The organism is Paraurantiacibacter namhicola (assembly GCF_001687545.1).
Lineage (GTDB): Bacteria > Pseudomonadota > Alphaproteobacteria > Sphingomonadales > Sphingomonadaceae > Paraurantiacibacter > Paraurantiacibacter namhicola.
In genome coordinates this window covers 1,015,615-1,039,954 of the sequence record NZ_CP016545.1, presented here as the reverse complement: position 1 = coordinate 1,039,954, position 24,340 = coordinate 1,015,615, and the positions used below count along the sequence as shown (strand labels likewise).

The 24,340-nt window shown below is 65.2% G+C and carries 24 protein-coding genes and 1 tRNA gene; 9 read left to right on the top strand and 16 right to left on the bottom strand.

Annotation, left to right across the window (positions count from 1 at the left end; genetic code table 11):
* The first annotated feature begins 127 nt into the window (after positions 1–127).
* Entirely contained in the window at positions 128–1,825 is a 1,698-nt protein-coding gene (locus A6F65_RS12690; protein ID WP_169817006.1) for a glycosyl hydrolase family 28-related protein, read from the top strand.
* Positions 1,826–1,840: 15 nt separating this feature from the next.
* On the opposite strand, the gene A6F65_RS05010 is transcribed toward A6F65_RS12690, so the two are convergent.
* The 4 genes from A6F65_RS05010 to A6F65_RS04995 all read right to left on the bottom strand — a co-directional run bounded on the left by A6F65_RS05010 (position 1,841) and on the right by A6F65_RS04995 (position 5,537).
* Positions 1,841–3,241, bottom strand: a complete 1,401-nt coding sequence (locus A6F65_RS05010; protein WP_067786494.1) for a sugar porter family MFS transporter — start codon at positions 3,239–3,241, stop codon at positions 1,841–1,843.
* A gap of 105 nt (positions 3,242–3,346) precedes the next feature.
* Positions 3,347–4,924: an aldehyde dehydrogenase (NADP(+)) gene (locus tag A6F65_RS05005; protein ID WP_067786491.1), complete on the bottom strand. Its 1,578-nt coding sequence runs from the start codon at positions 4,922–4,924 to the stop codon at positions 3,347–3,349.
* 92 nt (positions 4,925–5,016) lie between these two features.
* A complete protein-coding gene (locus A6F65_RS05000; RefSeq protein ID WP_157093060.1) occupies positions 5,017–5,418 on the bottom strand; it encodes a lasso peptide biosynthesis B2 protein in 402 nt (133 codons plus the stop codon).
* Between the two features lie 28 nt (positions 5,419–5,446).
* A tRNA-Ser gene (locus tag A6F65_RS04995) sits at positions 5,447–5,537 on the bottom strand.
* 83 nt (positions 5,538–5,620) lie between these two features.
* Here A6F65_RS04995 and A6F65_RS04990 point away from each other — a divergent pair.
* Genes A6F65_RS04990 through A6F65_RS04980 form a run of 3 tightly spaced genes read left to right on the top strand, consistent with a single transcriptional unit; the run spans position 5,621 to position 7,397 of the window.
* Complete coding sequence (locus A6F65_RS04990; protein ID WP_067786487.1) at positions 5,621–6,025, top strand: metallopeptidase family protein; 405 nt, start codon at positions 5,621–5,623, stop codon at positions 6,023–6,025.
* 59 nt (positions 6,026–6,084) lie between these two features.
* Positions 6,085–7,080, top strand: a complete 996-nt coding sequence (locus tag A6F65_RS04985; RefSeq protein ID WP_067790089.1) for a peptidylprolyl isomerase — start codon at positions 6,085–6,087, stop codon at positions 7,078–7,080.
* Positions 7,077–7,397: a DUF1905 domain-containing protein gene (locus A6F65_RS04980; protein ID WP_067786485.1), complete on the top strand. Its 321-nt coding sequence runs from the start codon at positions 7,077–7,079 to the stop codon at positions 7,395–7,397. The genes A6F65_RS04985 and A6F65_RS04980 overlap by 4 nt, the downstream gene beginning before the upstream one ends.
* Before the next feature lie 24 nt (positions 7,398–7,421).
* On the opposite strand, the gene A6F65_RS04975 is transcribed toward A6F65_RS04980, so the two are convergent.
* The 7 genes from A6F65_RS04975 to hemF all read right to left on the bottom strand — a co-directional run bounded on the left by A6F65_RS04975 (position 7,422) and on the right by hemF (position 15,864).
* A complete protein-coding gene (locus A6F65_RS04975) occupies positions 7,422–9,503 on the bottom strand; it encodes a RelA/SpoT family protein (protein ID WP_067786483.1) in 2,082 nt (693 codons plus the stop codon).
* Positions 9,504–9,595: 92 nt separating this feature from the next.
* Positions 9,596–10,258, bottom strand: coding sequence for a potassium channel family protein (locus A6F65_RS04970; RefSeq protein WP_067786481.1), 663 nt, complete (start codon positions 10,256–10,258; stop codon positions 9,596–9,598).
* Positions 10,248–11,576, bottom strand: a complete 1,329-nt coding sequence (locus tag A6F65_RS04965; protein ID WP_067786479.1) for a TrkH family potassium uptake protein — start codon at positions 11,574–11,576, stop codon at positions 10,248–10,250. Before A6F65_RS04965 ends, A6F65_RS04970 begins: the two co-directional genes overlap by 11 nt.
* Positions 11,577–11,639: 63 nt before the next feature.
* Positions 11,640–12,449, bottom strand: a complete 810-nt coding sequence (locus A6F65_RS04960) for a ThuA domain-containing protein (RefSeq protein ID WP_169817005.1) — start codon at positions 12,447–12,449, stop codon at positions 11,640–11,642.
* Between the two features lie 10 nt (positions 12,450–12,459).
* Positions 12,460–14,436 carry a M1 family metallopeptidase gene (locus A6F65_RS04955; RefSeq protein WP_067786477.1) on the bottom strand — a complete coding sequence of 659 codons (1,977 nt, stop codon included), beginning with the start codon at positions 14,434–14,436 and terminating at the stop codon, positions 12,460–12,462.
* A 79-nt stretch (positions 14,437–14,515) separates the two neighbouring features.
* Positions 14,516–14,890, bottom strand: a complete 375-nt coding sequence (locus tag A6F65_RS04950; protein WP_067786475.1) for a hypothetical protein — start codon at positions 14,888–14,890, stop codon at positions 14,516–14,518.
* A 101-nt stretch (positions 14,891–14,991) separates the two neighbouring features.
* Positions 14,992–15,864, bottom strand: a complete 873-nt coding sequence (gene hemF / locus A6F65_RS04945) for an oxygen-dependent coproporphyrinogen oxidase (RefSeq protein WP_067786473.1) — start codon at positions 15,862–15,864, stop codon at positions 14,992–14,994.
* Positions 15,865–15,909: 45 nt separating this feature from the next.
* On the opposite strand from hemF, the gene pdeM reads away from it, so the two are divergent.
* The 3 genes from pdeM to A6F65_RS04930 all read left to right on the top strand — a co-directional run bounded on the left by pdeM (position 15,910) and on the right by A6F65_RS04930 (position 18,227).
* On the top strand, positions 15,910–16,617 hold the full coding sequence (pdeM, locus tag A6F65_RS04940) for a ligase-associated DNA damage response endonuclease PdeM (protein WP_067786471.1): 708 nt from the start codon (positions 15,910–15,912) through the stop codon (positions 16,615–16,617).
* Between the two features lie 452 nt (positions 16,618–17,069).
* A complete protein-coding gene (gene infC, locus A6F65_RS04935; protein WP_083989236.1) occupies positions 17,070–17,588 on the top strand; it encodes a translation initiation factor IF-3 in 519 nt (172 codons plus the stop codon).
* Positions 17,589–17,975: 387 nt separating this feature from the next.
* Positions 17,976–18,227 carry a hypothetical protein gene (locus tag A6F65_RS04930; protein WP_067786469.1) on the top strand — a complete coding sequence of 84 codons (252 nt, stop codon included), beginning with the start codon at positions 17,976–17,978 and terminating at the stop codon, positions 18,225–18,227.
* A gap of 4 nt (positions 18,228–18,231) precedes the next feature.
* Here the strand turns inward: A6F65_RS04930 and A6F65_RS04925 are convergent, their stop codons facing one another.
* Entirely contained in the window at positions 18,232–18,504 is a 273-nt protein-coding gene (locus A6F65_RS04925) for a hypothetical protein (RefSeq protein WP_067786467.1), read from the bottom strand.
* A 57-nt stretch (positions 18,505–18,561) separates the two neighbouring features.
* Between A6F65_RS04925 and A6F65_RS04920 the strand changes: the two genes are divergently transcribed.
* Positions 18,562–20,082: an SLC13 family permease gene (locus tag A6F65_RS04920; protein WP_067786465.1), complete on the top strand. Its 1,521-nt coding sequence runs from the start codon at positions 18,562–18,564 to the stop codon at positions 20,080–20,082.
* A 38-nt stretch (positions 20,083–20,120) separates the two neighbouring features.
* On the opposite strand, the gene A6F65_RS04915 is transcribed toward A6F65_RS04920, so the two are convergent.
* Entirely contained in the window at positions 20,121–20,696 is a 576-nt protein-coding gene (locus tag A6F65_RS04915; protein WP_067786463.1) for a histidine phosphatase family protein, read from the bottom strand.
* Positions 20,689–21,102 (bottom strand): VOC family protein, encoded by a 414-nt coding sequence (locus A6F65_RS04910; RefSeq protein WP_067790081.1) that lies wholly within the window; start codon positions 21,100–21,102, stop codon positions 20,689–20,691. Before A6F65_RS04910 ends, A6F65_RS04915 begins: the two co-directional genes overlap by 8 nt.
* 347 nt (positions 21,103–21,449) lie before the next feature.
* Here A6F65_RS04910 and A6F65_RS04905 point away from each other — a divergent pair, with 347 nt between their 5' ends.
* A complete protein-coding gene (locus tag A6F65_RS04905; RefSeq protein ID WP_067786461.1) occupies positions 21,450–22,778 on the top strand; it encodes a cystathionine gamma-synthase family protein in 1,329 nt (442 codons plus the stop codon).
* Positions 22,779–22,825: 47 nt separating this feature from the next.
* Here A6F65_RS04905 and A6F65_RS04900 read toward each other — a convergent pair whose 3' ends face one another.
* Both A6F65_RS04900 and A6F65_RS04895 read right to left on the bottom strand, forming a co-directional pair.
* Positions 22,826–23,722, bottom strand: a complete 897-nt coding sequence (locus tag A6F65_RS04900; protein WP_067786459.1) for a TonB family protein — start codon at positions 23,720–23,722, stop codon at positions 22,826–22,828.
* A gap of 76 nt (positions 23,723–23,798) precedes the next feature.
* Complete coding sequence (locus A6F65_RS04895; protein WP_067786457.1) at positions 23,799–24,332, bottom strand: J domain-containing protein; 534 nt, start codon at positions 24,330–24,332, stop codon at positions 23,799–23,801.
* Positions 24,333–24,340 lie beyond the last annotated feature (8 nt).

The following is a 24,340-nucleotide window of genomic DNA, read 5'->3' as shown; positions in this document are numbered from 1 at the left end:
TGTCGGCGGATCTGACGCCCGCTCTTACGATGCCATCGGTAAGTAATGACACCGGTTGACCGATTTGTTGACACCGGTGACAATCGAGGTCAAGACCAATCGGGAAATTTCTTGGGAGTGGGACGCAATGGCCACATTCGGCATGGGCAAGGTGATGAAATTCGGCGTGCTTGGCGGTGCGGTGTCCGCAGCGGCGCTGGGCATGGCGGCGGCAGCAGGCGCGGCGGCAGGCCCGGGCATCCCCAAGTTGCTGACCGACCCGAAGACCATCGCGGACAATTACCTGCCGGACTTCTCCTATGCCGGTTACGGCTATGGCGTGAAGCCCATTCCGCGCGTGGACGCGATGATCGACGTGGCGGATTACGGGGCGATACCCGATGACGGATTGGATGACAGCGTAGCCCTGAAGGCCGCCCTTGCCGCCGCGCACGAGGCCGAGGGCCCGGTTCGGGTGCAGATGCATTCCGGCCGTTACCAGCTGACCGAGATCCTCTGGATCGAGAAGAGCGGCATCGTGCTTGCCGGCATGGGCAGCGGCGCTGGCGGCACGCAATTGTACATGCCCCGCCCGCTGAACCAGATCGACGGGGGCGGCGCCTTCGACGAAATCAAGGAATACCTCGTCCGCTATGACAAGCGGGAGCGGCAGAAAGGCCAGAATCTGGATGTGCTGTTCTCGCCCTATAGCTGGACGGGCGGCTTCATCTGGACCCGCTTCCCCGGCGGTCGCCATGCGACATATCTGGAAGAGCTCGATCGCCCGATCGAGAATCTCGGCAATATCGCACGCGGGAAGCGCGGGACCATGGAACTGACGCTGGGCGGCACTGGCAATGTCTCAGTGGGCGACGTGGTGCAGATCAACTGGCACAACCGGGCGGGCGAGAACGGCCCGCTGATCCAGGCCATCTATGGCGATTTCGACGGGACTATCGGCTCGCGCCACTGGGAATTTCCGGAGCGCCCGCTCGTGCGGCAGGCCACGAAGATCACCGCCGTGAAGGGCAACCGCATCACCATCGCGGACCCGCTGCTGCACGACATTTCCTCCGCCGTGCCGGCCAATTTCGCGCGCTGGGACCACATCAGCGAAGTCGGCCTGCAGGACTTCAGCCTGATCTTCCCGGATAACCCCTATTTCGGGCACCATAACGAAGCCGGCTATAACGGCGTCTATTTCACCGGCGTCTACAATGGCTGGATCAGCAATGTGCATATCAAGGATGCCGACAGCGCCGTCCTGACGGACGACCTGGCCAACGTCACCATCCGCAACATCCTGACTTATGGCGACCACAAGGCGCATTACGCGGTGCATGTCGGTAATGTGCACAATGTGCTGGTGGACAACATGACCGTGCGCAATCCCACGCAGCACACCTTCAGCTTCAATACCCAGTCCACCAAGTCGGTCTACAAGGATTCCGAAGGCTGGCACGAACCGACGCTGGACCAGCATGCCGGCGCCAACCACCAGAACCTGTATGACAATATCACCGTTCATGTTCGGCCGGACGGCACGGCGGAAGACGGCAGCCCGCAGGTCTACCTGTTCCGGGCCGGGGGCGCGGGATATTGGAAGCCGGGCCATGGCGGCTTTAACACCATCTGGAACCTGAAGGTGCTGGCCGAAGGCGACGTTGCTCCGGGGCAGGAGCTGGTGGTGCTGGAGGATTCCGGCGGCCCGATGGCCCGTGTGGTCGGCCTGCATGGCAACCGCCCGCTGCGCCTGGATTACCGCCCGGACCCCTATACCGAGATGCTGGGCATGAAGGTGACGAGCGTGCCCTCGCTCTACGAATGGCAACGCGCGCGCCGCTGACCCGGCGCGGCGGGGTCAGCCTTCCATGTCCTCCAGCTCGCGGCCGCGGGTTTCCTTCACCATCATCCACACGAAGACGACAGAGATCGCCGCGCTGATGGCATAGAAGCCGTAGGCCCCCGTCAGGCCGATCGTCGCCAGCATGATGGGGAAGGTCATGGTAATGCCGAAATTGGCGATCCACTGGGCAAAGCCGCTCACCGCCAGGCCGGATCCGCGGATCTGGTTGGGGAACATCTCGCCCAGCATCACCCACATCACCGGGCCCCAGCTGAAGTTGAAGAAGGCAACATAGACATTGGCAGCAACAAGCGCGGCAACACCCGCATTGTCCGACAGCTCAAGCGTGCCGTCCACCAGCGAGCCGCTCATGAAGGCTAGCGCCATGATGGTGAGCGTGATGGCCATGCCGACCGAGCCGATCAGCAGCAGCGGCTTGCGCCCGATCCGGTCGATCAATGCGATGGCGGCGAGGCATGCCGCGATGGAGATGGAGCCGGACAGGATGTTGATCTTCAGCGCATCGCTCTCGCTGAAGCCTACCGCCTGCCAAAGCACGGCGCCGTAGTAGAAGACGACATTGATGCCGACGAGCTGCTGGAACACGGCCAGCCCGATGCCGACCCACACGATGGTGCGGATCTTGCCGCTGCCACGATCCAGCAGGTCGGACAGGCGCGGCTTGTGGTCGCTGGCGAGGGATTGCTCGATCTCGCCCAACTTACGCCGCGCGAAGTCACCTCCGAACAGGCGGCTGAGCACGCCTTCGGCCTTCGCCTTTTCCTCGCGCGAGACGAGGTAGCGCGGGCTTTCGGGGATGAAGAGCAGCGCGACCAGGAAGATCGTGGCGGGCAGCAGTTCGATCCAGAACATCCAGCGCCAGGCTTCGTAACCCATCCAGAACTGGGCGGTCGAGGCACCGGCAAATTCTGCCAGCAGGTAATTGGACAGGAAGGCGACAGTCAGGCCGATGATGATCATGATCTGCTGCACGCTGGAGAGCCGCCCGCGCAAGTGCGCGGGCGTCACTTCGGAGATATAGGCCGGGGCCAGCACGCTCGCCGCGCCCACCGCGAAACCGCCGATGATCCGGTAAATTACGAATTCGGTAGAGGAGCCGGCAATGCCCGAACCCCACGCGCTGACGATGAAGCAGGCCGCCGCGATCAGCAGCGTCTTCTTGCGCCCGATCACATCGGCCAGCCGGCCGGCCACGAAAGCACCGACTGCGCAGCCCAGCAGCATGGATGCGACGTTGAAACCCGTTCCGACATCGTCGGAATCGAACGCAAGGCGCAGGCCATCCACGGTCCCGTTGATCACGCCGCTGTCGAAACCGAACAGGAAGCCACCGATCGTCGCGACCGATACGATCGCGATCACCAGCGGCATGTTCGTCGTCTTGCCGGATTCCATATTGTCCCTCTCCCGGTGCGCCGTTTGCGGGCTACACCATTTTTATCCCGGCAACGATATTCGCGGGAATTGCCGTGGCGGCAAGCAGGGATTTGCCGTGCAGACCTATTCAGGCAGCAGCATTTTCCCGTTCCGCCGGTGCGGCAGGCGCGCCAGAGCCGCATCCTGCAAGTCAGCCGGAAGCAGTGACTGGGGCACGCCCTGATAGCAGATGGGGCGCAGGAAGCGCGCGATGGCAAGGCTCCCGACGGAGGTCGTTCGGCCGTCACTGGTGGCAGGGAACGGACCGCCGTGGATGATGGCATCCGCCACTTCCACCCCCGTGCCGAAGCCGTTGAAGATTACGCGGCCCGTCGTCTCCTCCAGGATCCGCGCCACAGCGCGCGCCGCGTCCAGGTCGCTATCCGCCACGTGCACGGCCCCGGTCAGCTGCCCTTCGAGCGAGTGCAGCACGCGGTGGAGCTCCGCCTCGTTACGACACATGACCAGCAGCGATGCCGCACCGAACAGCTCATGCGAAAGCGCATCGTCGCCCAAGAAGGTCTCGGCATTGGTCTGCAGCAGCGTGGGACGGCTCGTGAATTGCGCACCTTCGGGTGCCTGCGCGGCAATGCGGACGCCGGCATGATCCGCCATGCGCGATAGGCCCTCGCAATAGGCCGCATGGATGCCGCGTGTCAGCATCGGGGCCGGCTCCATCGCGGCATAGGCCTGCGCGACCCCTTCGATAAAGCGTGTCACACCCTCGCCTTCCAGCGCCACCACGAGGCCAGGGTTGGTGCAGAACTGGCCAGCCCCATTCGTCTGCGCGGCCGCAAAGGCCTGTCCGATGTCCGCGCCGCGCTCTGCCAGCGCGCCGGGCATCAGGACCACCGGATTGATCGCACTCATCTCGGCATAGACGGGGATCGGTTCCGTCCGCGACTGCGCAATCTGCATGAGTGCCAGCCCGCCCTTGCGCGACCCGGTGAAGCCCACGGCCCTGATCCTTTCGTCGGCAACCAGCGCCTGGCCGATCTCGATACCGGCTTCGAAAAGCAGGGAGAACACCCCGCCCGGAAGCCCGCATTCGGCCACGGCCTGCTGGATCGCGCGCCCGGCCAGCTCGGACGTGGCAGGGTGCGCCGGATGCGCCTTCACCACCACCGGGCAGCCAGCCGCCAGCGCCGATGCAGTGTCGCCGCCCGCCACGCTGAAGGCGAGCGGGAAGTTGCTTGCGCCGAACACGGCCACTGGCCCCAGCGGACGATTGATAACGCGCAGATCGGGCCTGGGGGGCGCACGATCGGGCAAGGCATCATCCACGCGAATGTCGAGGTAAGCGCCGTCCGTCAGAACGCCGGAAAACAGCCGCAGCTGCGAAATGGTCCGCGCCAGTTCGCCGCGGATGCGCGCTTCCGGAAGGCCGGTCTCGCTGGTGGCATGGACGACGATGGCATCTTCCATATTGCCCAGATTGGCGGCGATCGTCTCGAGCAAGCGCGCGCGCAGGGCCCGGTCGCTGTCGGCAAACACGCGCGCCGCTTGATGCGCCCCGGCGCAGGCCTGCTCCAGGAGCTCGCTGGTGGCGGAGCGGTACTGCGGCGTTCTCTCCTCGCCGCGCCCGGTGTCGAAAGCTGTGAACGCTTCGCCCTCCCCCTGCACACTGGCGGCGCCAATCAGGTTCCTGGCCTGCAATTCCATCAAAAGCTCCGGGTCATATTGCGTTGCGTGGGGCGCCTATACCACGCCCGCCGGATATGGGCAGGCGGGCCTTGACACCATCCCCGGGGCGGTCACCCCATGCGGCGAAACCGATGCCCCACATCGCCCGCCTCGTTCAGCGGTATGCCGTCATGCTCCACCCAGGCATGGGCCGCGAATGGTTCACCTTCCGGCGCCGCCCCGATGACCAGTTCGTGCGGGATGCCAGCCCGCACCAGCGTCCGCGACAGGGCAAGCGAGCGCGAGAGGCAGTTCCCCGCAAGCAAGCGCGGCATGCGGCGCTCTATGGCATGGACATGGCTGGCAATGCGGCGGGACTCGCGCAGCGCATCATTCCCGCCGGTCCCTTCCGGGGCGCCGATCCAGCCCTGCACCCGCGCCAGCCCGACCAGGCGAACCGCGCCATGCATGGCCAGCACGCGCGCCCACATCCGCAGGACCGCGAGCTTTCGCCGGATATCTGGAGTGGTCAAATCAACTTCTCCCAATCGGGTTGGGAAATGGCGGAGCGGGTGGGATTCGAACCCACGATACGGGGTTACCGTATACACACTTTCCAGGCGTGCGCCTTCGACCACTCGGCCACCGCTCCGCATGCCTGACTTGGCAGAGGCGTGCCCCTAGCCGCCCTTTGCGCCCTTCGCAAGAGACCGCGGCGCTGCTATTTCGCCCGGCATGAGACAGCCGTTCGGAACCGCGCCCTCGCTGGCGCAGATGCAGGCCATGGCAGACGCCGCGCTGGCCGCCCTGCCTCCGCAATTTGCCGCGCATCTGGGCGACATCGTCACGCAGGTGCAGGACTTCGCGGAAGAGGATGTGCTGGCCGAGCTGGAGCTGGAAAGCGCCTATGAGCTTTCGGGCCTCTATTCCGGCATTGCCATGACCGAAAAGAGCGTCGAGCATTCCGGCGCCATGCCGGACCGTGTCTTCCTCTACCGCATCCCCATCCTGCTGGAATGGGCCGAGCGCGGCGACGTGACGCTGGAGCATCTGGTTCACCATGTGCTGGTGCACGAGATCGGCCATCACTTCGGCCTGTCGGACGAGGACATGCACGCGCTGGAGGATATGGCTGGTTAGGGGCGGATAAGGGCGGAATGCCCTTGCAACGCCGCGCCTGCCTGTCAGGATGCGTGGCCATGACGAAACGCCTGCTCGCCGCCGCTGCGGCCTCCGCCCTGTCCCTTGCCATCTGCGCCCCGATTGCCGCGCAGGACGCGCCGGAACCGCCCACGCCAAACAGCGTGATCGCCGAGGCGACGGCAGAGGAATGGCGCGCCATCGACCCGGCGGACCTGCTGGTCATGCGGCTGTCCGATGCGCCCGACGGATCGCGGCGCGAAGTGGTGATCCAGCTGCTGCCCGAACCCTTCAGCGCGGGCTGGACGCAGAACATCCGCAGCCTTGCCGCCGCCCGCTTCTGGGACGGGACGAGCGTGTACCGCGTGGTCGATAACTGGGTGGCGCAATGGGGCGACGGCGAGGATGACAAGGCGCTGGCCAAGCCCCTGCCCGATACGCTCACCGTGGTGCCGGAAAGCGATTACGTGACCGCCACGATCCGCGATCCCGAAGGCGTGCGCGACTATGTGATGGTGCCTTCCGATAACGGCCCGCGCCGCGCGGAGATCGTCATCAATCCGTATATCGACAGCTACAGCATCACCGGCTTCGTCGATGGCTGGCCGGTGGGCCTGGATGACGAAGGCGGGCGCACCGCCTGGCCCGTCCACTGCTATGCCAGCGTGGGCGTGGCGCGCGACCTGACGCCCAATACCGGGACAGGCGCCGAGCTCTACGCCGTCATCGGCCACGGCCCGCGCCAGCTCGACCGCAACATCGCGGTGGTTGGCCGGGTGATCGAGGGGGTGGAACATCTCGCCATGCTGCCACGCGGCAGCGGCGGAGCCGGCGTCTATGCCGAGGGCGAGCCGCACACTCCCATCGAATGGGTCCGCATGGGCGACGAGCTTGAAGCCGGCCTCTACGATTTCGAATATCTCGACACCGCCAGCGAAACCTTCGGCAAATATGTGAGCGTGCGCGCCAACCGCACGGACAGTTTCTACATCCAGCCCGCAGGCGGCGTGGACCTGTGCAACATCCAAGTCCCCATCCGCCGCACCGCTGGATGAGCGAGACGCTGACGCAGACAGGGCCGCTCTGGCGCTGGCAGGCGGAAGCTGGCGGGAGCTGGCATTTCCTCACCGTGGACGGCGACGGGGCGCATCAGGTCGCGGCGCATGAAGCGCAACGGCGGCTGGAACTGGGCAGGGCCCGCGGCTCCGGATCGGTGAAAGTGCGTGCGCGGTGCGGGGCCAGCGAGTGGCAGACCTCGCTATTCCCCAGCAAGGAGCACGCGGGCTATTTGCTGCCGGTAAAGAAGTCGGTGCGCACGGCCGAAGGCGTGGCCGCCGGCGATGAGATGACGGTCCACCTCACGCTCGTATAGGCGGGCTCGCGCTGCCCGGTAGCCTCAGGCCCGGTCCGCCTGCGACACCGCGTCGCTGGCGCGCAGGGCGGAGAGGATGCGGGTGAGGTGCGCGAGGTCCTGCACTTCCAGGTCCAGCTCGTACGTGTGGAACGGGTCGTCGCGCTGGGTCAGCTCCAGATGCGTGACATTGGCGTGGCTGCTGGCGAAGATACCGGCCATTTCCGCCAGCGTGCCCGGGCGGTTATGCAGCACCACGCGCAGGCGGCTGGTCGCGCCCTGGCTGCGTTCGCCCCATGACAGGTCCACCCAGTCCGCATCGATGCCGCTCGCCAGTTCGAAGCAGTCGATGGCGTGCACCTGCACCCCCTCGCCCGGCTTGCGGACGCCCACGATCCGGTCGCCCGGCAGCGGGTGGCAGCATTCCGCCAGGCTGAAGCCCATGCCCGGCGTCAGCCCGCGGATCGAAATCGCCTGTTCCTGCTTGGGAAGCTCCGGCATGTCGGCGGTGGAGCCGGGGACCAGCGCCTCCATCACTTCGCGGTCGGAAACCTTGGCCGCGCCGATGGCGAACATCAGCTCTTCCTCGTCCTCCATTTCCAGCCGTTTCACCGCATCGCGCAGCGCCTTCTTGCCGATCTTCGCGGGCAGGCGAGCGGAGATATCGTCGAATAGCATGCGGCCGATCTCGGCCACCTCGTCGCGTTCCTTCAGGCGCACGGCGCGGCGAATGCTGGCGCGCGCCTTGCCGGTGGCGACGAAGCCCAGCCAGCTCAGCTGCGGCGCGGCGTCCGGCCCCTTGATGATCTCCACCACATCGCCATTGTCAAGCACGGTGCGCAGCGGCACGTGGCGGCCGTTGATCTTCGCGCCCACGGTCTGCGCGCCAAGGTCCGTATGCACGGCAAAGGCGAAGTCCACCGGCGTCGCACCCTTGGGCAGCTGGAACAGCGCACCCTTAGGCGTGAAGGCGAATATGCGGTCCTGGTAGACCGCCATTCGGGTATGCTCCAGCAGCTCTTCCGCATCGTGGCTGGCATCGACGATCTCGATCAGGTCGCGCAGCCAGCCGACCTGGCCATCGGGCCGGTCCACCTGCTTGTACGCCCAATGCGCGGCCAGCCCGAATTCGTTCAGCCGGTGCATGTCGCGCGTGCGGATCTGCACCTCCACGCGCATGGAGTTTTCGTAGATCAGGCTGGTGTGGATGGAGCGATAGCCATTGTTCTTGGGCGTGGAGATGTAATCCTTGAAGCGCCCGGGAATGAACTGCCACACCGTATGCAGCACGCCCAGCGCAGCGTAGCAGTCGGCCTCGCTCTCGCAGATGACGCGGAAGGCGAAGATGTCCGTGATCTGCTCGAAGGAGACGTGCCGCTCGGCCATCTTGCGCCAGATGGAGAAAGGCTGCTTCTCGCGCCCCGAAACCTCCACCTGCAGGCCCGTATCGGCCAGCGCGTGCTTGATGGTCAGCGCGATGGCATCAACCTGCCCGCCGTCCTGCTCGCGGATCTGCTCCAGCCGCTTGGTCAGCGTGGCATAGCCTTCCGGCTCCAGCTGCTCGAAGGCAAGCGACTGCATTTCGCGCATATATTCATACATGCCCACCCGCTCCGCCAGCGGGGCGTAGATATCCATCGTCTCGCGCGCGATGCGGCGGCGTTTTTCCGGGTTCTTGATGAAATGCAGCGTGCGCATGTTGTGCAGCCGGTCCGCCAGCTTCACCAGCAGCACGCGCAGGTCTTCGGACATGGCGAGCAGGAACTTGCGCAGGTTTTCCGCCGCGCGCTCGTTCTCCGGCATCTGCTCGATCTTGCTGAGCTTGGTGACGCCGTCCACCAGCCGCGCGACGTCCGGCCCGAAATTGTCCTCGATATCCTGGATGGTGGCGAGCGTATCTTCCACCGTATCGTGCAGCAGCGCGGTGGCGATGGTTTCCTGGTCCAGCTTCAGATCCGTCATCAGGCCCGCGACCTCGATCGGATGGCTGAAATACGGATCGCCGCTGGCGCGCTTCTGGCTGCCATGCTTCTGCACCGTGAACACATAGGCGCGGTTCAGCATCGCCTCGTCGGCGTCCGGGTCATAGGCCTTGACCCGTTCGATAAGTTCATACTGGCGCAGCATCGCGGCGCACTATCTGTGCAAACGGTGGTGCAATGCAACGCGAAAAGCGTGGGCGCAGTGATCGCGTCAGGCGATTGTCACGCCGCTTGCGCTCAATCCATCGCGGCGAAGGCCTCGATCTGTTCGATGTGGCCGGAGATGACCAGCACGTCGCCGGGCAGGATCAGCGTGTCGGGCACGGCGTGGATGAAATCTTCGCCTTCCCGCTTCACGCCCACCACGGTCACGTCGAATCTCTTGCGGCAATCGCTGGTCATCAGCGGCAGGCCCACCACGGGGGCTGGCGCGGCAAGCTTGGCGATGCCGTAATTGTCGCCGAAGTCGATGAAGTCCATCAGCCGCTCATTCAGCAGCCGCGCGACGCGCTCGCCCATGCGGCTTTCGGGATAGACCACGTGATGCGCGCCGGTCCGCTCCAGTATGCGGCCGTGCTTCTCGTTCGTCGCCTTGGCCCAGATGTTGGGCACGCCAAGGTCGGTGAGCGCCAGCACGGTCAGCACGCTCGCTTCGATATCGCTGCCGATGCCCACCACGGCGCTCTCGAACTCCGCCGCGCCCAGGCGCTGCAGGCAGGTGAAGTCGGTGCAATCCGCCTCCACCACCTGCGTCAGCCCTTCGGCATGTCCCTGCACGAGCTCCGCGCTCACATCGGCGCCCAGCACTTCGTGGCCCATCCGCTCCAGCGTGGTGGCAACGGCGCTGCCGAAGCGGCCGAGGCCGATGACCAGGACGGGCTTTCGTTTGTCAGCCGACAATGGGATTCTCCTCTGGATAGCGCCACGGACGGCGCTGTGCGCCAAGGGCAAGCGCCGTGGCGACGGTGATGGTTCCCACCCGCCCCACGAACATCAGCATGATGATGGCGATCTGGCCGGCAGGCGGCAGGTCTGCCGTGATGCCGGTGGACAGGCCCACGGTGGAAAAGGCGCTGATGACCTCGAACAGCACATCCTCCATGGGCAGGCGCGTAATGGCCAACAGGTACATGGTCGTGCCGATGATCAGCGTGGATGCCGCCACCGCCACGGTCAGCGCCTGCCGTTCGATCCCGTGGCCGAAGCGCCGGCCGAACAGCGCGGCATCCTTCTGCCGGCGGATTTCGGAATAGACGATGGCCAGCAGCACCACGAAGGTGGTCACCTTGATGCCGCCTGCCGTGCCCGCGCTGCCGCCGCCGATGAACATCAGCGCGTAATTGGTCATCAGCGTTTCGTCATAGAAGCTGCCGACATCCAGGCTGTTGAAGCCGGCCGTACGCGGCATGACCGAATGGAACATGGCGTTCAGCGCCTTTGCGCCCACGCCCATCGGGCCGAGTGTGTCGGGATTGTGCCATTCCTGCGCCAGGATCAGCAGGAAGCCCGCAGCCAGCAATACCAGCGTGGCCGACACGGTGATCTTGCTGTGCAACGTCCAGCGGCGCCAGCGCAGGCGGTTGTGCCGCAAATCCTGCATGACCGGGAAGCCGAGCGCGGTCAGGATCACCGCCAGCATCACCGGGCCGAGCACGACCGGATCGTTCTGGAAGCCCATCAGGCTGTCCGAATTGACGGAGAAGCCGGCATTGTTGAACGCGCTGACCGAATGGAACAGGCCCTGCCATGCGGCCGTGCCCCATTCCATGCCGTGCTGGGTTGCGAAGCGGACCGTCAGGATGGCGGCCACGATCGCTTCCACCACCACAGTGATCAGCAGGATCATTTTCAGTACCGATCCGGCATCGCCCAGTGCCAGCCGGTCCCGCTCCACCTGCGTCGCCATCTTCTCGCGCAGGCTGAAACCGCGTCCGGCCATCAGGCCGAACAGCGTCGCCGCCGTCATGATGCCGAAGCCGCCGATCTGGAACAGGATCATGATCGTGACCTGGCCGAACATGGACCAGTAAGTAGGCGTGTCCACGGTGATGAGGCCCGTGACCGCCACCGCGCTGGTGCTGGTGAACAGGGCGGTGATGAAGGGCGCCTGCGTCCCGTCCGCCGTCGCGATGGGCAGCCACAGCAGCAGCGTACCTGCGGCAATGAAGCCGAGGAACAGCAGCGGGATCAGCCGCACGGGATCGCGAAGGGCTGTCATCGCGGCGGGTTTACTATCGCAAATCGCAGCGCGCTATGGGATTTGCCACGCCATGCGCAATTGTCAGGTCTCGGGGCAGTCGCCCTCCCCCATTGCCCAGGATATGCCGCCCTCGATATGCTGGCGCATGGCAGGCTCTGCGTAGCTTTCTTCGGTGTGACCAAGCGCGCTGTAGAAGGACCGGCCCTGCGCCAGACATCGCGCCCATGCGATGGGATGATCCTCACCCATTACCAGCGACACGCCATCTTTCCATGTGCCCGGAACATACGTTGTCTCGTCCAGAGTGGCGAGGACGTGGAACTTGCCGCGCACGCTGCGGTCGAAGGAATACCATTCGTCTACGCGGTGCCAGCGGGCGGGTAGGTGAGCGGTGGCCGGGTGCGCCCGATCTTCCACGGCGATCGTGCCGGACCGTACGCCGGGATTAAGCGGATGCCCGATAAAGCGCGCCCCGACCAGCTCCTGCGCATACCACGGCCAGACATGCGTCGCGTCGCCAGCGGAATGCAGGCCCACATAGCCGCCACCATTTTCGACAAAAGCGCGAAACGCTGCCTTTTGAGAAGGCGACAGCGTGTCGCCATTCGCCTGAGCCCAGATCACCGCGTCGAATTGCACCAGCCCGTCCGCCTCGAACCAGGCCGGGTCCTCCGTAAATGTGACAGACCACCCGCGTGCATGAGCGATGGTGGCGATGGCAGCCCATGCCTCGTCGATGGAATCGTGCCGCCACCCGCCGGTGCGGCTGTAGACAAGCAGTGTCGCGGCGGGCGCGGCGACTTGCACGTCATCCGCCGCATCCTGCGCGCTGGCCAGCGGCGCTGCGAGTGCGGCCAGCAGGCTCAGCGCGAGAAGGCGCAAGCGGCGCACGCCCTGCCCCTCAGCTTTCCGCTGCTTCCGCCTCGCCTTCATACCCCAGCATCGCGTCCACATTGCTGCGGGTATAGGCGTGATAGCCACCGCGCGTATCGGCATAGATGCGCTGGGCAATCGGCTTGCCCCAGTCCGTGCCGTTCAGCGCGGCGAACAGCGGCGCGACGAACTTGTTGCGGCCAACGCGGCCCAGGAAGGCTTCAGCCTGCGGCACGGCGGGCTGGTATTCGTTGCGCAGCGCAGCCTCCAGCCACAGGAACAGCACTTCGTTATTGCCGGTCTTGGACAGGCCCAGCGTGCTGTCGAGCGCGGCAAGCTGTTCTGCCGTCAGCTCTTCGGGCAGCTCTTCCAGGAAGCGGCGCTGTTCGGCGGCGGTCCACTTGCTCCACGCATCGGCGCCCGGCAGCGTGCCGTCGGCGGCATAGGCCGCGGCTGCGCTGTCCACGGCGGCAAAGGCCTCCGCGCTCGGCTTCCAGGCGTTTTCCGGCAGGCCGGTGCCATAGACCCATTCGTCCAGCATCAGGCGCTCTTCCAGCTCCTCGTCGCCCTGCACCAGGTTCTCGCGCATGTCGGCCAGCATCATTTCGGAGGTGACGGGCTGGAAGGCGTGACGGTCGAACCAGCTGGTCAGCCAGGCATCGAACTTCTCGCGCCCGACGATGTTCTCTACCGTCTTCAGGAACACCGTGCCCTTGTCGTAAATCGCCACGCCCTGCGTATCGAAGGGGCTGATTTCATCGGGCGTGCGCATGGCGGTGTTGGGATTGTCTGCCCCAGCCTGCTCGATCCCTTCGGCCAGGCTGGCATAGCTCAGCGCATATTCCTGCTCTGCCCGCGCCTTGCCATAGACCTCTTCCGTGATGCGGCTCTCGATGTAGCTGGTGACGCCTTCGTTCAGCCAGCCATCGCGCCAGCTGGAATAGGTGGTGAGGTTGCCCGACCAGCTATGCGCCAGCTCATGCGCGATCAGGCCGTTGTTCGAACGATCGCCGGCGATGAAGGTGGGGGTGAGGAAGGTCATCACCGGGTTTTCCATGCCGCCGTAAGGGAAGGCGGGCGGCAGCACGATCATGTCGTAGCGGCCCCAGCGATATTCGCCGAACAGCTTCTCGCCCGCGTCGATCATTTCCTCGGTGTCGCCAACCTCCTCGGCGGCAGCTTCGAGAACCTCCGGCTCCGCCCAGACGCCGGAGCGCGGGCCGAGCTCGGCGAATTCGATGTTACCTGCGGCGATTGCGATCAGGTACGGCGGGACAGGCTTGTCCATCACGAAGGTGAAGGCGCGGCGGCCCTCGCCGGCGGCTTCCGGATCGCCTTCGACCACGCCGCTCATCACTATGTTGAGCGGTTCGGGCGCGGTGACGGTGGCTTCCCAGGTCTGGCGGATGCCGGGGCTGTCCTGCGTGGGGATCCATGTGCGGTTGTTGATCGCCTGGCCCTGGCTGAAGACGAAGGGATGCTCGCCGCCAGCGGTCTGCTCGGGGCTCAGCCATTGCAGCGCCTCGGCATCGGGCGCGCTGGTGTAAGTGACCACGATGCGATGCGTATTGGCCAGCTCGCCTTCCGGCAGGTCGGCCGGGCGTTCCAGCTTCGTGGCGGGCAGCTGCACCGTCAGCGGCGCGCCCTTGCCTTCCTCCATCTCGCCCATCTCGTATTCCAGCGCATTGCCTGCTTCATCCGCGATGGAGGCGATCTGCAATCCGTTGGAGTCGAGCACGATTTCGGTCGCATCGTCCGCCGCCAGCACGTCCAGCGTGGCCGTGCCGCCGATGGTCTTGGCATCGAAGTCCATCGCCAGGTCCAGGTCCACATGCGTCACACGCGCCACCTGCGGCTGGGCAAAGGTCTGGTCGTCAAAGGCCTGCTCGCTGGTCAGCAGCGGCGCGATGCCCATCCGCTCGCTCTCCTGCCCCGGGATCTGGGCGTTGCAGGCAGAAAGCACCAGCACGAGGGCGGCTGCGAATACGGGGGCGAGAAAACGCATGGAAAGCTCCGGATGGTCGGGAGGTCAGATTTCAGGCGAAACTACATGGATTGGCCGGACTTGCCAGCCCCTGAATGTATCAGTCCAATCGCTGGCGAGCGGTAGGCTCGCGGAGAAAATACCACGAAGCAAGGCCGGCAGCGCCTCCGAAAGTCGCTCCAGTCAAAGCAATCTGCTGATAGAGGCGGTCGTATCCAATGCTTGCTTGGAAAAAAGGTGGGCCGCCGCCCATAAGAAATGAAATCGAGACGGCGCCGACTGCCGCGCCGAGGATTAGCCCCAGCAAGGCAAGCCATCTGGATTGCGCCCACTTTCTAAAGAGCAAAGCACTAGGTACCCCGAGCGCGCATACCCCGATCGCCACAAAAGGCAGTCCGATGAGGGCCCAATACAGCCCGCCGAAAAGAAGAAGGCCATAGTCCCGCGAATCCGCAAGTGCGTCAGTGTCGGCCATGACGACGTGCCAAGTTATAAGTCCACCTATCAGGCTGCCCCAGAAAATCGCGTAGCCGGCAGGCGCGAGCCATCGTCGAAACTTTAGGCGATGATCGTCACTCACGACCAAGTCGCCTCGGGCGGAAGGCTCATCAGGATCGCGTCGATATTTCCGCCGGTCTTCAGGCCGAACAGCGTGCCGCGGTCGTATACCAGGTTGAATTCGGCATAGCGCCCGCGCCATTCGAGCTGCGTGGCCTTGTCCGCTTCGGTCCAGCCCGCCTCCATGCGGCGGCGCACGATCTTGGGGAAGGCGCTGAGGAAGGCCTCGCCCACATCGCGGGTGAAGGCGAAGTGGCGCTCGAAATCCGTCTCGTTTTCGCATTCCAGGTGGTCGTAGAATATCCCGCCCACGCCCCGGTGCACGCCGCGATGGGGGATGTAGAAATACTCTTCCGCCCATTTGCTGAAGCGGTCGTAATAGGTCGGGTTATGGGCCGCGCAGGCACCGCGCAGCTCGGCGTGGAAATCTGCCGTGTCATCCTCGTAGGGGATCGGCGGGTTCAGATCAGCCCCACCGCCGAACCACGCGGCCTGTGTTGTCAGGAAGCGGCAGTTCATGTGCACGGCAGGCACATGCGGATTGGCCATGTGGGCGACCAGGCTGATGCCGGTGGCGGTGAATTCGGGAAGCTCCTCGCTCGCGCCATTGACCTGCGCGGCGAATTGCGGGCTGAACTTGCCCTCCACGGTGGAGACGTTGACGCCGACCTTCTCGAAAACCTTGCCCTTCATCACCCCGCGAACGCCGCCGCCGCCATGGCTGCCCGCCTCGGCCTGATCGACGTCCGTGTCGCGGTCCCACGCGATGTAGTCGAAGGCCGCGTCCGATCCTGCCTCGCGCTCGATCGCCTCGAACTCCGCACAGATGCGGTCGCGCAGGCTCTCGAACCAGGTGCGGGCTTGCTGTGTCTGCTGGGTCCAGTCGGTCATGGGACACCCCTTGCCAAGGGCAGCGGACTGGGGCAAGTGGCGCGCATGGTTCCCGTTTCGTTCACACTGCCCTTCTGCGGGGAGGAATTCGTCCTCACGCGCTCGAATGCGGTCTACTGGCCGCGCGAACGGGCATTGCTGGTGGCGGACCTTCACCTTGAAAAGGCGAGCTTCTTTGCGCGCCACGGGCAATTCGTGCCGCCCTACGACAGCCGCGAAACGCTGGAGCGGGTGGCAAATGCCATTCGCGAGACGGGCGCGCGGCGGGTCTATACGCTGGGCGACAATTTCCACGATTCCAGCGGCAGCACCCGGCTGGAACCGCACGCCGCGGGCATGCTGGCGGCGCTGACCCGCGCGGTGGACTGGGTGTGGATCACCGGCAACCACGATCCGCACATGGAAGCGGCCAATGGCGGCGAACTGGCGGAAGAGGTCGAGGTGAACGGCATGATCCTGCGGCACCGCGCGCAGAAGGGCGAAACGCGCCCCGAACTCTCCGGCCATTACCACCCGCGCGTCCAGCTGACGATCCACCGCCGCCACATCCGCCGCCCCTGCGCGGTGGTGAGCCACGGCGAGAACCAGACCTGCGGCCGCATGATTCTGCCCGCCTTCGGAGCATTGACTGGCGGAATGAACGCAGGCGACCCCGCGATCCTGAAAGCGCTGCAACCGGCGGACGAGATCGACGCGGTGGTGCCGACGAAGGAGCGGCTCGCGCGGTTTCCCTTGTGGCGGAGAGCTGCGTAATTTGTTTGCGCCCTCAAGCGCCGGGCGCAGGCCGTCCGGCCCGCTTGGCTACGGCCTAACCGGCCGGCGCGCGGTCGCGCTTGCGGTTCGTCCGTCGGCGAACCGGACTAGAGCTTGGAAATTAGCTTAGTCCTGACTCCGGATGAGATAACTTGCAAAGCTCCAGCCCGGTCCGCGACCAGCGGTCCGCAAGGGCGACCGCCCGCCCGCAGGTGCCCCGCAGCAAAGCGGAGGGAACAGCACCGAGGACGCGCCCACGGAGGTGGGCGCATGAGACAAACAATCATCCGAGCCACCACACATCCGAGCGACCGACAGGTCGCGCATGGACAACCACCGTCCCACACCGCAGGAAACTAGCTAGCAATTCCCCCTGTGCCGCCCTATATCGCACCCCGCACTTTTGGCAGAATCAAGGAGAATACCCCATAGCCCGTCCACCCCGGCGCAGCATGCAAATGCCCGTGAAAAGCGGCCCGCGCTACGATCAGATGATCCAATCGAACAAAGTCCGCGTAATCGACGACCAGGGTGAGAACCTTGGCGTCATGTACACGAAGGAAGCGACCGAGCAGGCCAACGAGCTGGGCCTCAACCTGGTCGAGGTGTCCCCCAATGCGGACCCGCCCGTGTGCAAGTTCCTCGATGTCGGCAAGTACCGCTACGAAGCGCAGAAGAAGGCCAACGCTGCCCGCAAGACGCAGAAGACCCAGGACATCAAAGAGGTCAAGATGCGCCCGAACATCGACACGCACGATTACGACGTGAAGATGCGCAACGTGAACAAGTTCATCGAAAACGGCGACAAGGTGAAGGTCACCCTGCGGTTCCGCGGGCGCGAAATGGCGCACCAGAACCTGGGTATGGACCTGCTGCGCCGCGTGCAGGACGACACAGAGGAAATCGCGAAGGTGGAAGCCTTCCCGCGCCTCGAAGGCCGCCAGATGCTGATGGTGCTGGCACCCAAATGAGCGGGCCGCGGCACTTCCGCAGGCCTCTATTCAACCTAGGCAGGAAACGCGAGACGGCGGAGTGGCTGACGCGCTTCGCCGGCTTTGCTTCACGCATCGGGGGGAAGCGACAGCGCCCATCGAAGCGCGGCGACGGTAAGGACACACCGCCGCCCGGCAGCGGCATGCCAGCCGATCCGCCAAAACCGCCCGCACCGCACCTGTCCGGCGGCGCCGCCGCGCCGCTCGATTTTCGGGACTGACCGTGCGCGAACAGCAGGGCGCTACAACAGGCCCGGCCATCCCTTCGCGGATCGGCCGGGCTTTTCGTATGCGCCACCTGTCCCCCGGCGGGATGGTCCGCGCAGCGCCCTTGCCTGCAGATACGCGGCAAAGCAGACCCGCCTTATGGCACAGCCGGATAACACCATTCCCGATCACGGCGCCTTGGTGGGCTGGGAAGCGCGTCCACTGGGCGAGACGCTGATGCTGACGCTGCAAACCCGCAGCAGCGGCTCCGATGACAGCGAGGCGGCGCATAGCCAGGCGCTGCTCCTGACGCAGCAACAGGCCGTGCAGCTGGCGCACAACCTGTTCCGCGCGACCGGCGAGACGCCGCCGCAAAAGCCATCGCCCCTACGCCGCCTGTTCGGCGGTTGAGAGGTCAGGAAAAGACCTCGGCGATCCGTTCGCTTCCCTGCTCCACCTTGTCACGGCGCGCTGAACTCCACCACGTCTGCGCAATAACGACCCCGGCGACCATGGCGAAGAAGCCGACGACGAGCGCTCCCCCGCCCGTGCTGGATGCAAGGCCTAGTAGCACCGTGTAGATCAGCGCGCCGATGAAGATCGTGATCATGAGCGGCAGCGCCGCCCCGGCCAGCGCACCGTAAAGCACCGCCTTTGCCGCCGCCTTCGCGCTTGCCTTCCAGTCCATGCGCCCGCCATATGGCGCGCGGGGAACGGCGGCAAGCGCCGCTTGCGAGGGGGCACGATGACGGCAAAGCGGATCGGTTTCTGGGCAGGCGTGCTGGCGCTGGCTGTCACGGCGATCCTGCCTGCGCCCGCGGGCATGCCCGATGCGGCGTGGCTGGTGGCGGGGCTGGTCCTCCTTATGGCGGCGTGGTGGATGACCGAGGCAATACCGCTGACGGCCACCGCGCTGATGCCCTTCCTGGTCCTGCCGCTGGCGGGCGTGATGGACGCCAAGGCCACGGCGAGCGCTTACTACTCGCCCATCCTGTTCCTGATCCTTGGCGGCGCATTCCTGGCGCTGGCCATCGAGCGGACAGGCCTGCACCGCCGCCTGTCGCTCGCCATCCTGAAGACCATCGGCAGCAGCGGCGGACAGGCGCGGCTGTTGCTGGCCTTCATGGTGAGCGCAGCGCTGCTCTCGATGATCATTTCCAACACCTCGACCAGCCTGATCATGATGCCCATGGCGCTGGCGGTTTTGGCGGGCGGCGAGACCTCCTCCCCGTCATTGCGAGGAGCCGCAGGCGCCGCGGCAATCCATCAACCGGCATCTCAAGCCGGAACCGCCGGAGATGGATCGCCGCGCGGCGATGCCGATCGCGATGACCGAGAAGGAAGCAGGGACGGTTTATCAGGCGCCCTCCCCATGGGCATCGCCTTTGCCGCCAGCATCGGCGGGCTCGGCACGCTGGTGGGCAGCCCGACCAACGCCATCGCCGTGGGCCTGATCGACGAGATCACCGGCACGCGCATCAGCTTCACCGAGTGGATGGCTTACGGCCTGCCAGTCGTGATTGTGGGCATCCCCCTCGCCGCCTTCATCATCGCCAAGGTGCAGCGCGTGGCGGCGCATCCGTTCGATGTGGCGGCAGCCCGCGCGGCGATCGACGATCACCGGCCATGGTCCAGTGCGGAGCGGCGTCTGCTACCCGTCATCGCGATCACCTTTGCGCTCTGGACCTTCCGCCCGCTGCTGCTGCCCTTCGTGCCCGAAGGCTCGCTGACGGACGGGACCATTGCGGTCGCGGCGGGCCTCGCGCTGTTCCTGCTGCCGGACGGGACGGGCCGCAAGCTGCTCACCTGGCCGGAGGCGGACCGTGCGCCATGGGGCGTCATCATGATGTTCGGCGGCGGGCTGGCGCTGGCCGCAGGCATGGGCGCGAGCGGCCTTGCCGACTGGCTGGGCCAGGCCCTCCTCCCGCTGGCGAGCGCACCGCTATGGCTGGTGGCGCTGGCACTGGTGGCGCTGGTGATCCTCGTCACCGAATTCGCCAGCAATGTTGCGACTGCGACGGGCATCATCCCCGTGGTCGGCGCGCTGGTGGTGGCGCTGGGCGCGGACCCGATCCTGCTCGCCATGCCCGCCGCGCTGGCCGCAAGCTGGGGCTTCATGCTCCCCGCCGGCACCGGCCCTAACGCCATCGCCTGGGCCACGGGACGCATCGCAATTGGCCGCATGGTCGGCGCAGGGTTCCTGCTGGACCTGGCGGGGGTGGGACTGATTGTGGGGGCAGTGTGGGGTGTGGCGGCGGTGATATAAGTCCACCAAGACGGTGGCTCCCAAGGCTGCACCCAATGTCAAACCACGGTCATCGCGCCGATTTCGCCATTGGACAGATGCCAGACGATGTCCTGAGGGACGGGAAGCGAGAGCGTCTCCACCTGCGTCAGTCCTAGATAGGCTCCCCGAATGAGTCGACCGACCAGGCCATGGGACACTGCGAGGACAGTACCCGACTGTTTATCAAGCCATTTCGAAGCACGTGCATATGCTGCTTCGTAGCTCTCGCCGTCGGGAGACCGAAAATACCAATCGAACGCCGACGTTCCTTCAAGCAGATCGGGTGACTGGTTAACGATATCGAAATTGGTCAGTCCGTCCCACGACCCAAGCGAAACTTCGGCCAAGCATTCATCCGGCTCCGGTTCCGGAAAAACTCCGCATTTCCGGATTTCGGAAACAGTCTGCTGGCAACGACCCAGCGGACTCACCAATACCCTGTCGAACTCGACATCGAGCCGAGATAAGTGGTAGCCAATCATTCTTGCCTGCAGGATCCCGAGTTCTGTCAACGATGAGTCGAGTTGACCCTGGAACCGACCAGAAGCATTCCACTCGGTCTGTCCATGACGAACAAGATAGATGTCAGTCATCGAACACCCGCACGCCTTTCGCAGGATTTTGCCGGTGATGCTGGAGCCTCGACGCCAGGGAGCCGACATGGATTTCAAGTTTGTGACCGTCGGGATCGAGAAAGTAGTGCGATGCACCTTCGCTGGAATTGTCTTGCCAGGCATTCGTACACGCTGCGAGCGTTTCGCTCATCGCAGCGAAATAGTCTTCCGGCACATCGAACGCGACGTGGCTGTAAGTCGCATCGCGGGTATCAGTCATTTTTTCGTCGAGCGACAGGCAAAGCCAGAGGCTACCCGCTTCAAAATAAGCGCTCTCATCCGAAACGGCTCTTTGGTGAAAGCCGAGAATGTCACGATAGAATGAAATGGACCGGTCCGAGTCAGACACGGCCAAAGTGAGATGATTCAATCCAGCAATTGCCATCGTCATATCAAGTGTTTCCTACTCGAATAGACCTAGCGCAAGCCACTGCACATGACCAACCCGCTCCCTCCTCACTTCCTGCACATACACCCCGATTCCGCCGCCACTTTTCTCCCCCTGAACACTGTAACACCTGTAACACCTTTCAGCTTCGCGCCCCGGAAGCTGAACGGCGCGCCCTCGCCCGCAGCCGCCGCTTGCCTTCGCCCCGTCCCCCAAGTACTTGCGCGTGAAACCAGTTTCGGCATCGGGAGATGCGCCCCTGAGGAGGTTAGGGGCGGGCCGCCCGCAGGCCGTCAGACCAGCTCCCGCCTTCCTGGGGGCGCCAAGTTCAGGAAGGACGCCCGATGACCGACGCACCTCACACTCCCGACAATGCCCAGGGCAAGCCCACCCCGCGCCGCAAGCCCAAGCCGGAGGCGACCACGATCGGCGGCCGCCAGCTGAAGCCTGCCACGCTGATGATGGGTCACGGCTATGATCCCGCCCTGTCCGAAGGCAGCCTGAAGGCACCCATCTTCCTCACCTCCACCTTCGCATTCGAGAATGCGGCGGCGGGCAAACGGCACTTCGAAGGCCTGACCGGCATCCGCGAAGGCGGGGCCGAGGGCCTCGTGTACTCGCGCTTCAACGGCCCGAACCAGGAGATCCTGGAAGACCGGCTCGCCATCTGGGACGGGGCGGAGGACGCGCTGTGCTTCTCCAGCGGCATGACCGCCATCTGCGTGCTGATGCTGGCCATGTGCAGCCAGGGCGACGTGATCGTCCATTCCGGCCCGCTCTACGCCGCCTCCGAAGGCTTCGTCGCCAAGGTGCTGAGCAAGTTCGGTGTGAACTACATCGCCTTCCCCGCAGGCGCGGACCGCGAGACCTTCGACGGCGTGCTGGAACAGGCCAAGGCCAAGGCGAGCGAGAACGGCGGCAAGGTCGCCATGATCTACCTCGAAAGCCCGGGCAACCCGACCAATGCGCTGGTCGATATCGAAATGGTAAAGGAAGCCCGCGACGCGGCACTCGACTGGTCCTGCCCCATCGCCATCGACAACACGTTCCTGGGGCCCCTGTGGCAGCGCCCGCTGGACCACGGCGCGGACATCGTCGTCTACTCGCTGACCAAGTATGTCGGCGGCCATTCGGACCTCGTCGCCGGCTCCATCGCGGGCGCCAAGAAGTGGATGGACCCGGTCCGTGCGCTGCGCAACACGATGGGCGGCATCGCGGACCCGAACACGGCGTGGATGCTGATGCGGTCGCTGGAAACCGTGGAACTGCGCATGCAGCGCGCGGGCGAGAACGCGGCGAAGGTCTGCGACTTCCTGAAGGACCACCCCAAGGTCAATGGCCTGGGCTATCTGGGCCACATCAAGGACGCGCGCCAGCAGGACATCTACGACCGGCACTGCCTGGGTGCAGGCAGCACCTTCTCCGTCTTCATCAAGGGCGGTGAGGAGGCCTGCTTCCGCTTCCTTGACGCGCTGAAGGTGGCGAAGCTGGCGGTGAGCCTGGGCGGCACCGAGACGCTCGCCAGTCACCCGGCCAGCATGACGCACCTCTCCGTGCCCGAAGGCCGCCGGACGGAACTGGGCATCTCGGACGAGCTGGTGCGCATCAGCATCGGCATCGAGGATGCCGACGACCTGATCGCCGACTTCGAGCAGGCGCTGAAAGCGGTCTAGACGCAGGCCGCGCGGCGCGGATGGTGAGCGAGGGCTGCGCGCCCTCGCTACATCTGCTCGTTACCGGGCAAGTCGGACGTCCAGGTCACCCGCGTGGTCCAGTACCACGGCACGGGATTGCCCTGGCTGTCGAGCGCCGGGCTGAACCGGCCGCGCCGCATGATGCCTTCACAGGTCGCGCGGTCGAAGGGTTCGGAACCGGTGCTGATCTGGACGAGGCAATCGGTCGCTGCGCCGGTCTCGTCCACCAGCACCCTGACGCGCACGATCGCCCCGCTCCGCCGGCTTGCCGCCATGACCGGGAAGTCGGCGCGGAACAGCATCTCGTTCCCGTCGCGCAGGGCCTTGGGATAGCGGGTGAGCTTCCCGATCAGCTCCGCATCGAGGCCCCAATACGCAACGAGGTTGGCCGTGCACTGCTGCAGCGCCTTCATCGCAGGCGCCAGGCTGCCGGTCTGCAGCGCCACCGGTTCACGCAGCAGGCCGCCGAGCGCGATGGACTCGGCCTTGCGCGCGGCCTCCATCGGCGCCGAACCGGGGCGCAGGATAGTCTCGCCCACCGGCGCAGCGGCGGCAAAACTGTACTCGTCCTTGAAGATCAGGATCGTCTCGCGGCCCGACCTCGCGAAGTAGAACTCGCTCTCCGGCACCTCCAGCGCGCCCATCGTCACATCGGCTTCGCCATGCTTGAAACGCAGCCCGGGTGCCTCCACGAACAGCACCATCGCGAAGCTGCCGCCCGGTTCATAGGAGCTGAGGCTGAGCGTGACGGTGTTCTCGCCATCCGAGAATTGCCGCGTCAGGTCGCAGTGGCTTTCCGCGTAATCCATCTTCCACTTGGTGGTGGAAGGCAGGGCGATAGCCTCCTGCGCCAGCGCCTGCGATGCCCCGAAACCGAACGCCGCCAGCGCGCACGCCGCCGCTGTGAATATCCTGCCAATCATGTCTGCGAACCCCAAGCCGTCTATCCCTTCCGCCAAGGTAATCCGAGAGCGGAGCGGCTTGCAAGTGGCTGGCTTGTCAGCCTTTCCACTCGCGCCGTTCTTCGGCGGCTTTCAGCACTTCGTAGGACACCTGCAGCTTCTGGAACTCGGCGGCAGCTTCCGCATCGCCTGGCTTCACGTCCGGGTGCACCAGCTTCGCGCGCTGGCGATAGGCTTTCTTGATGGCGTCGAAATCCGCGTCCGCTTCCAGCTCTAGGACATCCAGCGCGCGCATCTCGTCGGCGCTGCGGCTGCCATCGCCGCTGCCTGCCCAGCCGTAATGCGCGCTTTCGGCATAGCTGGCGTTCTCGGCCTTCTCTGCCTTGGCGCGCTTCTCGGCCTCTTCCTTGTCCAGGCCTTCGAAGTAGTCCCAGCCCTTGTTGTATTCCGCCGCGTGCTTCTGGCAGAAATACCACCGGTCAGGGTTGTTCGGGCTCTTGGGAGCAGGGCAGTCGCCGCGCTCTTCGCAGCCGTGGCGATCGCACAGGCGCACGGTCGCAGCCTCGCGTCCGGCCTCATAGCCGCGCCAGCGGGGAAAACCCCAATCGACCGAGCGCCCCGAACGCGCCATCAGGAACA

Coding starts and splice junctions, on each gene's coding strand:
- A6F65_RS04895 (WP_067786457.1), bottom strand. CDS start 24,332: ATGGCGCGTTCGGGGCGCTCGGTCGATTGGGGTTTTCCCCGCTGGCGC.
- A6F65_RS04965 (WP_067786479.1), bottom strand. CDS start 11,576: ATGACAGCCCTTCGCGATCCCGTGCGGCTGATCCCGCTGCTGTTCCTC.
- A6F65_RS04925 (WP_067786467.1), bottom strand. CDS start 18,504: ATGGACTGGAAGGCAAGCGCGAAGGCGGCGGCAAAGGCGGTGCTTTAC.
- A6F65_RS04905 (WP_067786461.1), top strand. CDS start 21,450: ATGACCGACGCACCTCACACTCCCGACAATGCCCAGGGCAAGCCCACC.
- infC (WP_083989236.1), top strand. CDS start 17,070: ATGCAAATGCCCGTGAAAAGCGGCCCGCGCTACGATCAGATGATCCAA.
- A6F65_RS05005 (WP_067786491.1), bottom strand. CDS start 4,924: ATGGAATTGCAGGCCAGGAACCTGATTGGCGCCGCCAGTGTGCAGGGG.
- A6F65_RS04910 (WP_067790081.1), bottom strand. CDS start 21,102: ATGGCAATTGCTGGATTGAATCATCTCACTTTGGCCGTGTCTGACTCG.
- pdeM (WP_067786471.1), top strand. CDS start 15,910: ATGGTTCCCGTTTCGTTCACACTGCCCTTCTGCGGGGAGGAATTCGTC.
- A6F65_RS12690 (WP_169817006.1), top strand. CDS start 128: ATGGCCACATTCGGCATGGGCAAGGTGATGAAATTCGGCGTGCTTGGC.
- A6F65_RS04915 (WP_067786463.1), bottom strand. CDS start 20,696: ATGACTGACATCTATCTTGTTCGTCATGGACAGACCGAGTGGAATGCT.
- hemF (WP_067786473.1), bottom strand. CDS start 15,864: ATGACCGACTGGACCCAGCAGACACAGCAAGCCCGCACCTGGTTCGAG.
- A6F65_RS04930 (WP_067786469.1), top strand. CDS start 17,976: ATGGCACAGCCGGATAACACCATTCCCGATCACGGCGCCTTGGTGGGC.
- A6F65_RS04955 (WP_067786477.1), bottom strand. CDS start 14,436: ATGCGTTTTCTCGCCCCCGTATTCGCAGCCGCCCTCGTGCTGGTGCTT.
- A6F65_RS04980 (WP_067786485.1), top strand. CDS start 7,077: ATGAGCGAGACGCTGACGCAGACAGGGCCGCTCTGGCGCTGGCAGGCG.
- A6F65_RS04975 (WP_067786483.1), bottom strand. CDS start 9,503: ATGCTGCGCCAGTATGAACTTATCGAACGGGTCAAGGCCTATGACCCG.
- A6F65_RS04950 (WP_067786475.1), bottom strand. CDS start 14,890: ATGGCCGACACTGACGCACTTGCGGATTCGCGGGACTATGGCCTTCTT.
- A6F65_RS04990 (WP_067786487.1), top strand. CDS start 5,621: ATGAGACAGCCGTTCGGAACCGCGCCCTCGCTGGCGCAGATGCAGGCC.
- A6F65_RS04985 (WP_067790089.1), top strand. CDS start 6,085: ATGACGAAACGCCTGCTCGCCGCCGCTGCGGCCTCCGCCCTGTCCCTT.
- A6F65_RS04920 (WP_067786465.1), top strand. CDS start 18,562: ATGACGGCAAAGCGGATCGGTTTCTGGGCAGGCGTGCTGGCGCTGGCT.
- A6F65_RS04900 (WP_067786459.1), bottom strand. CDS start 23,722: ATGATTGGCAGGATATTCACAGCGGCGGCGTGCGCGCTGGCGGCGTTC.
- A6F65_RS05010 (WP_067786494.1), bottom strand. CDS start 3,241: ATGGAATCCGGCAAGACGACGAACATGCCGCTGGTGATCGCGATCGTA.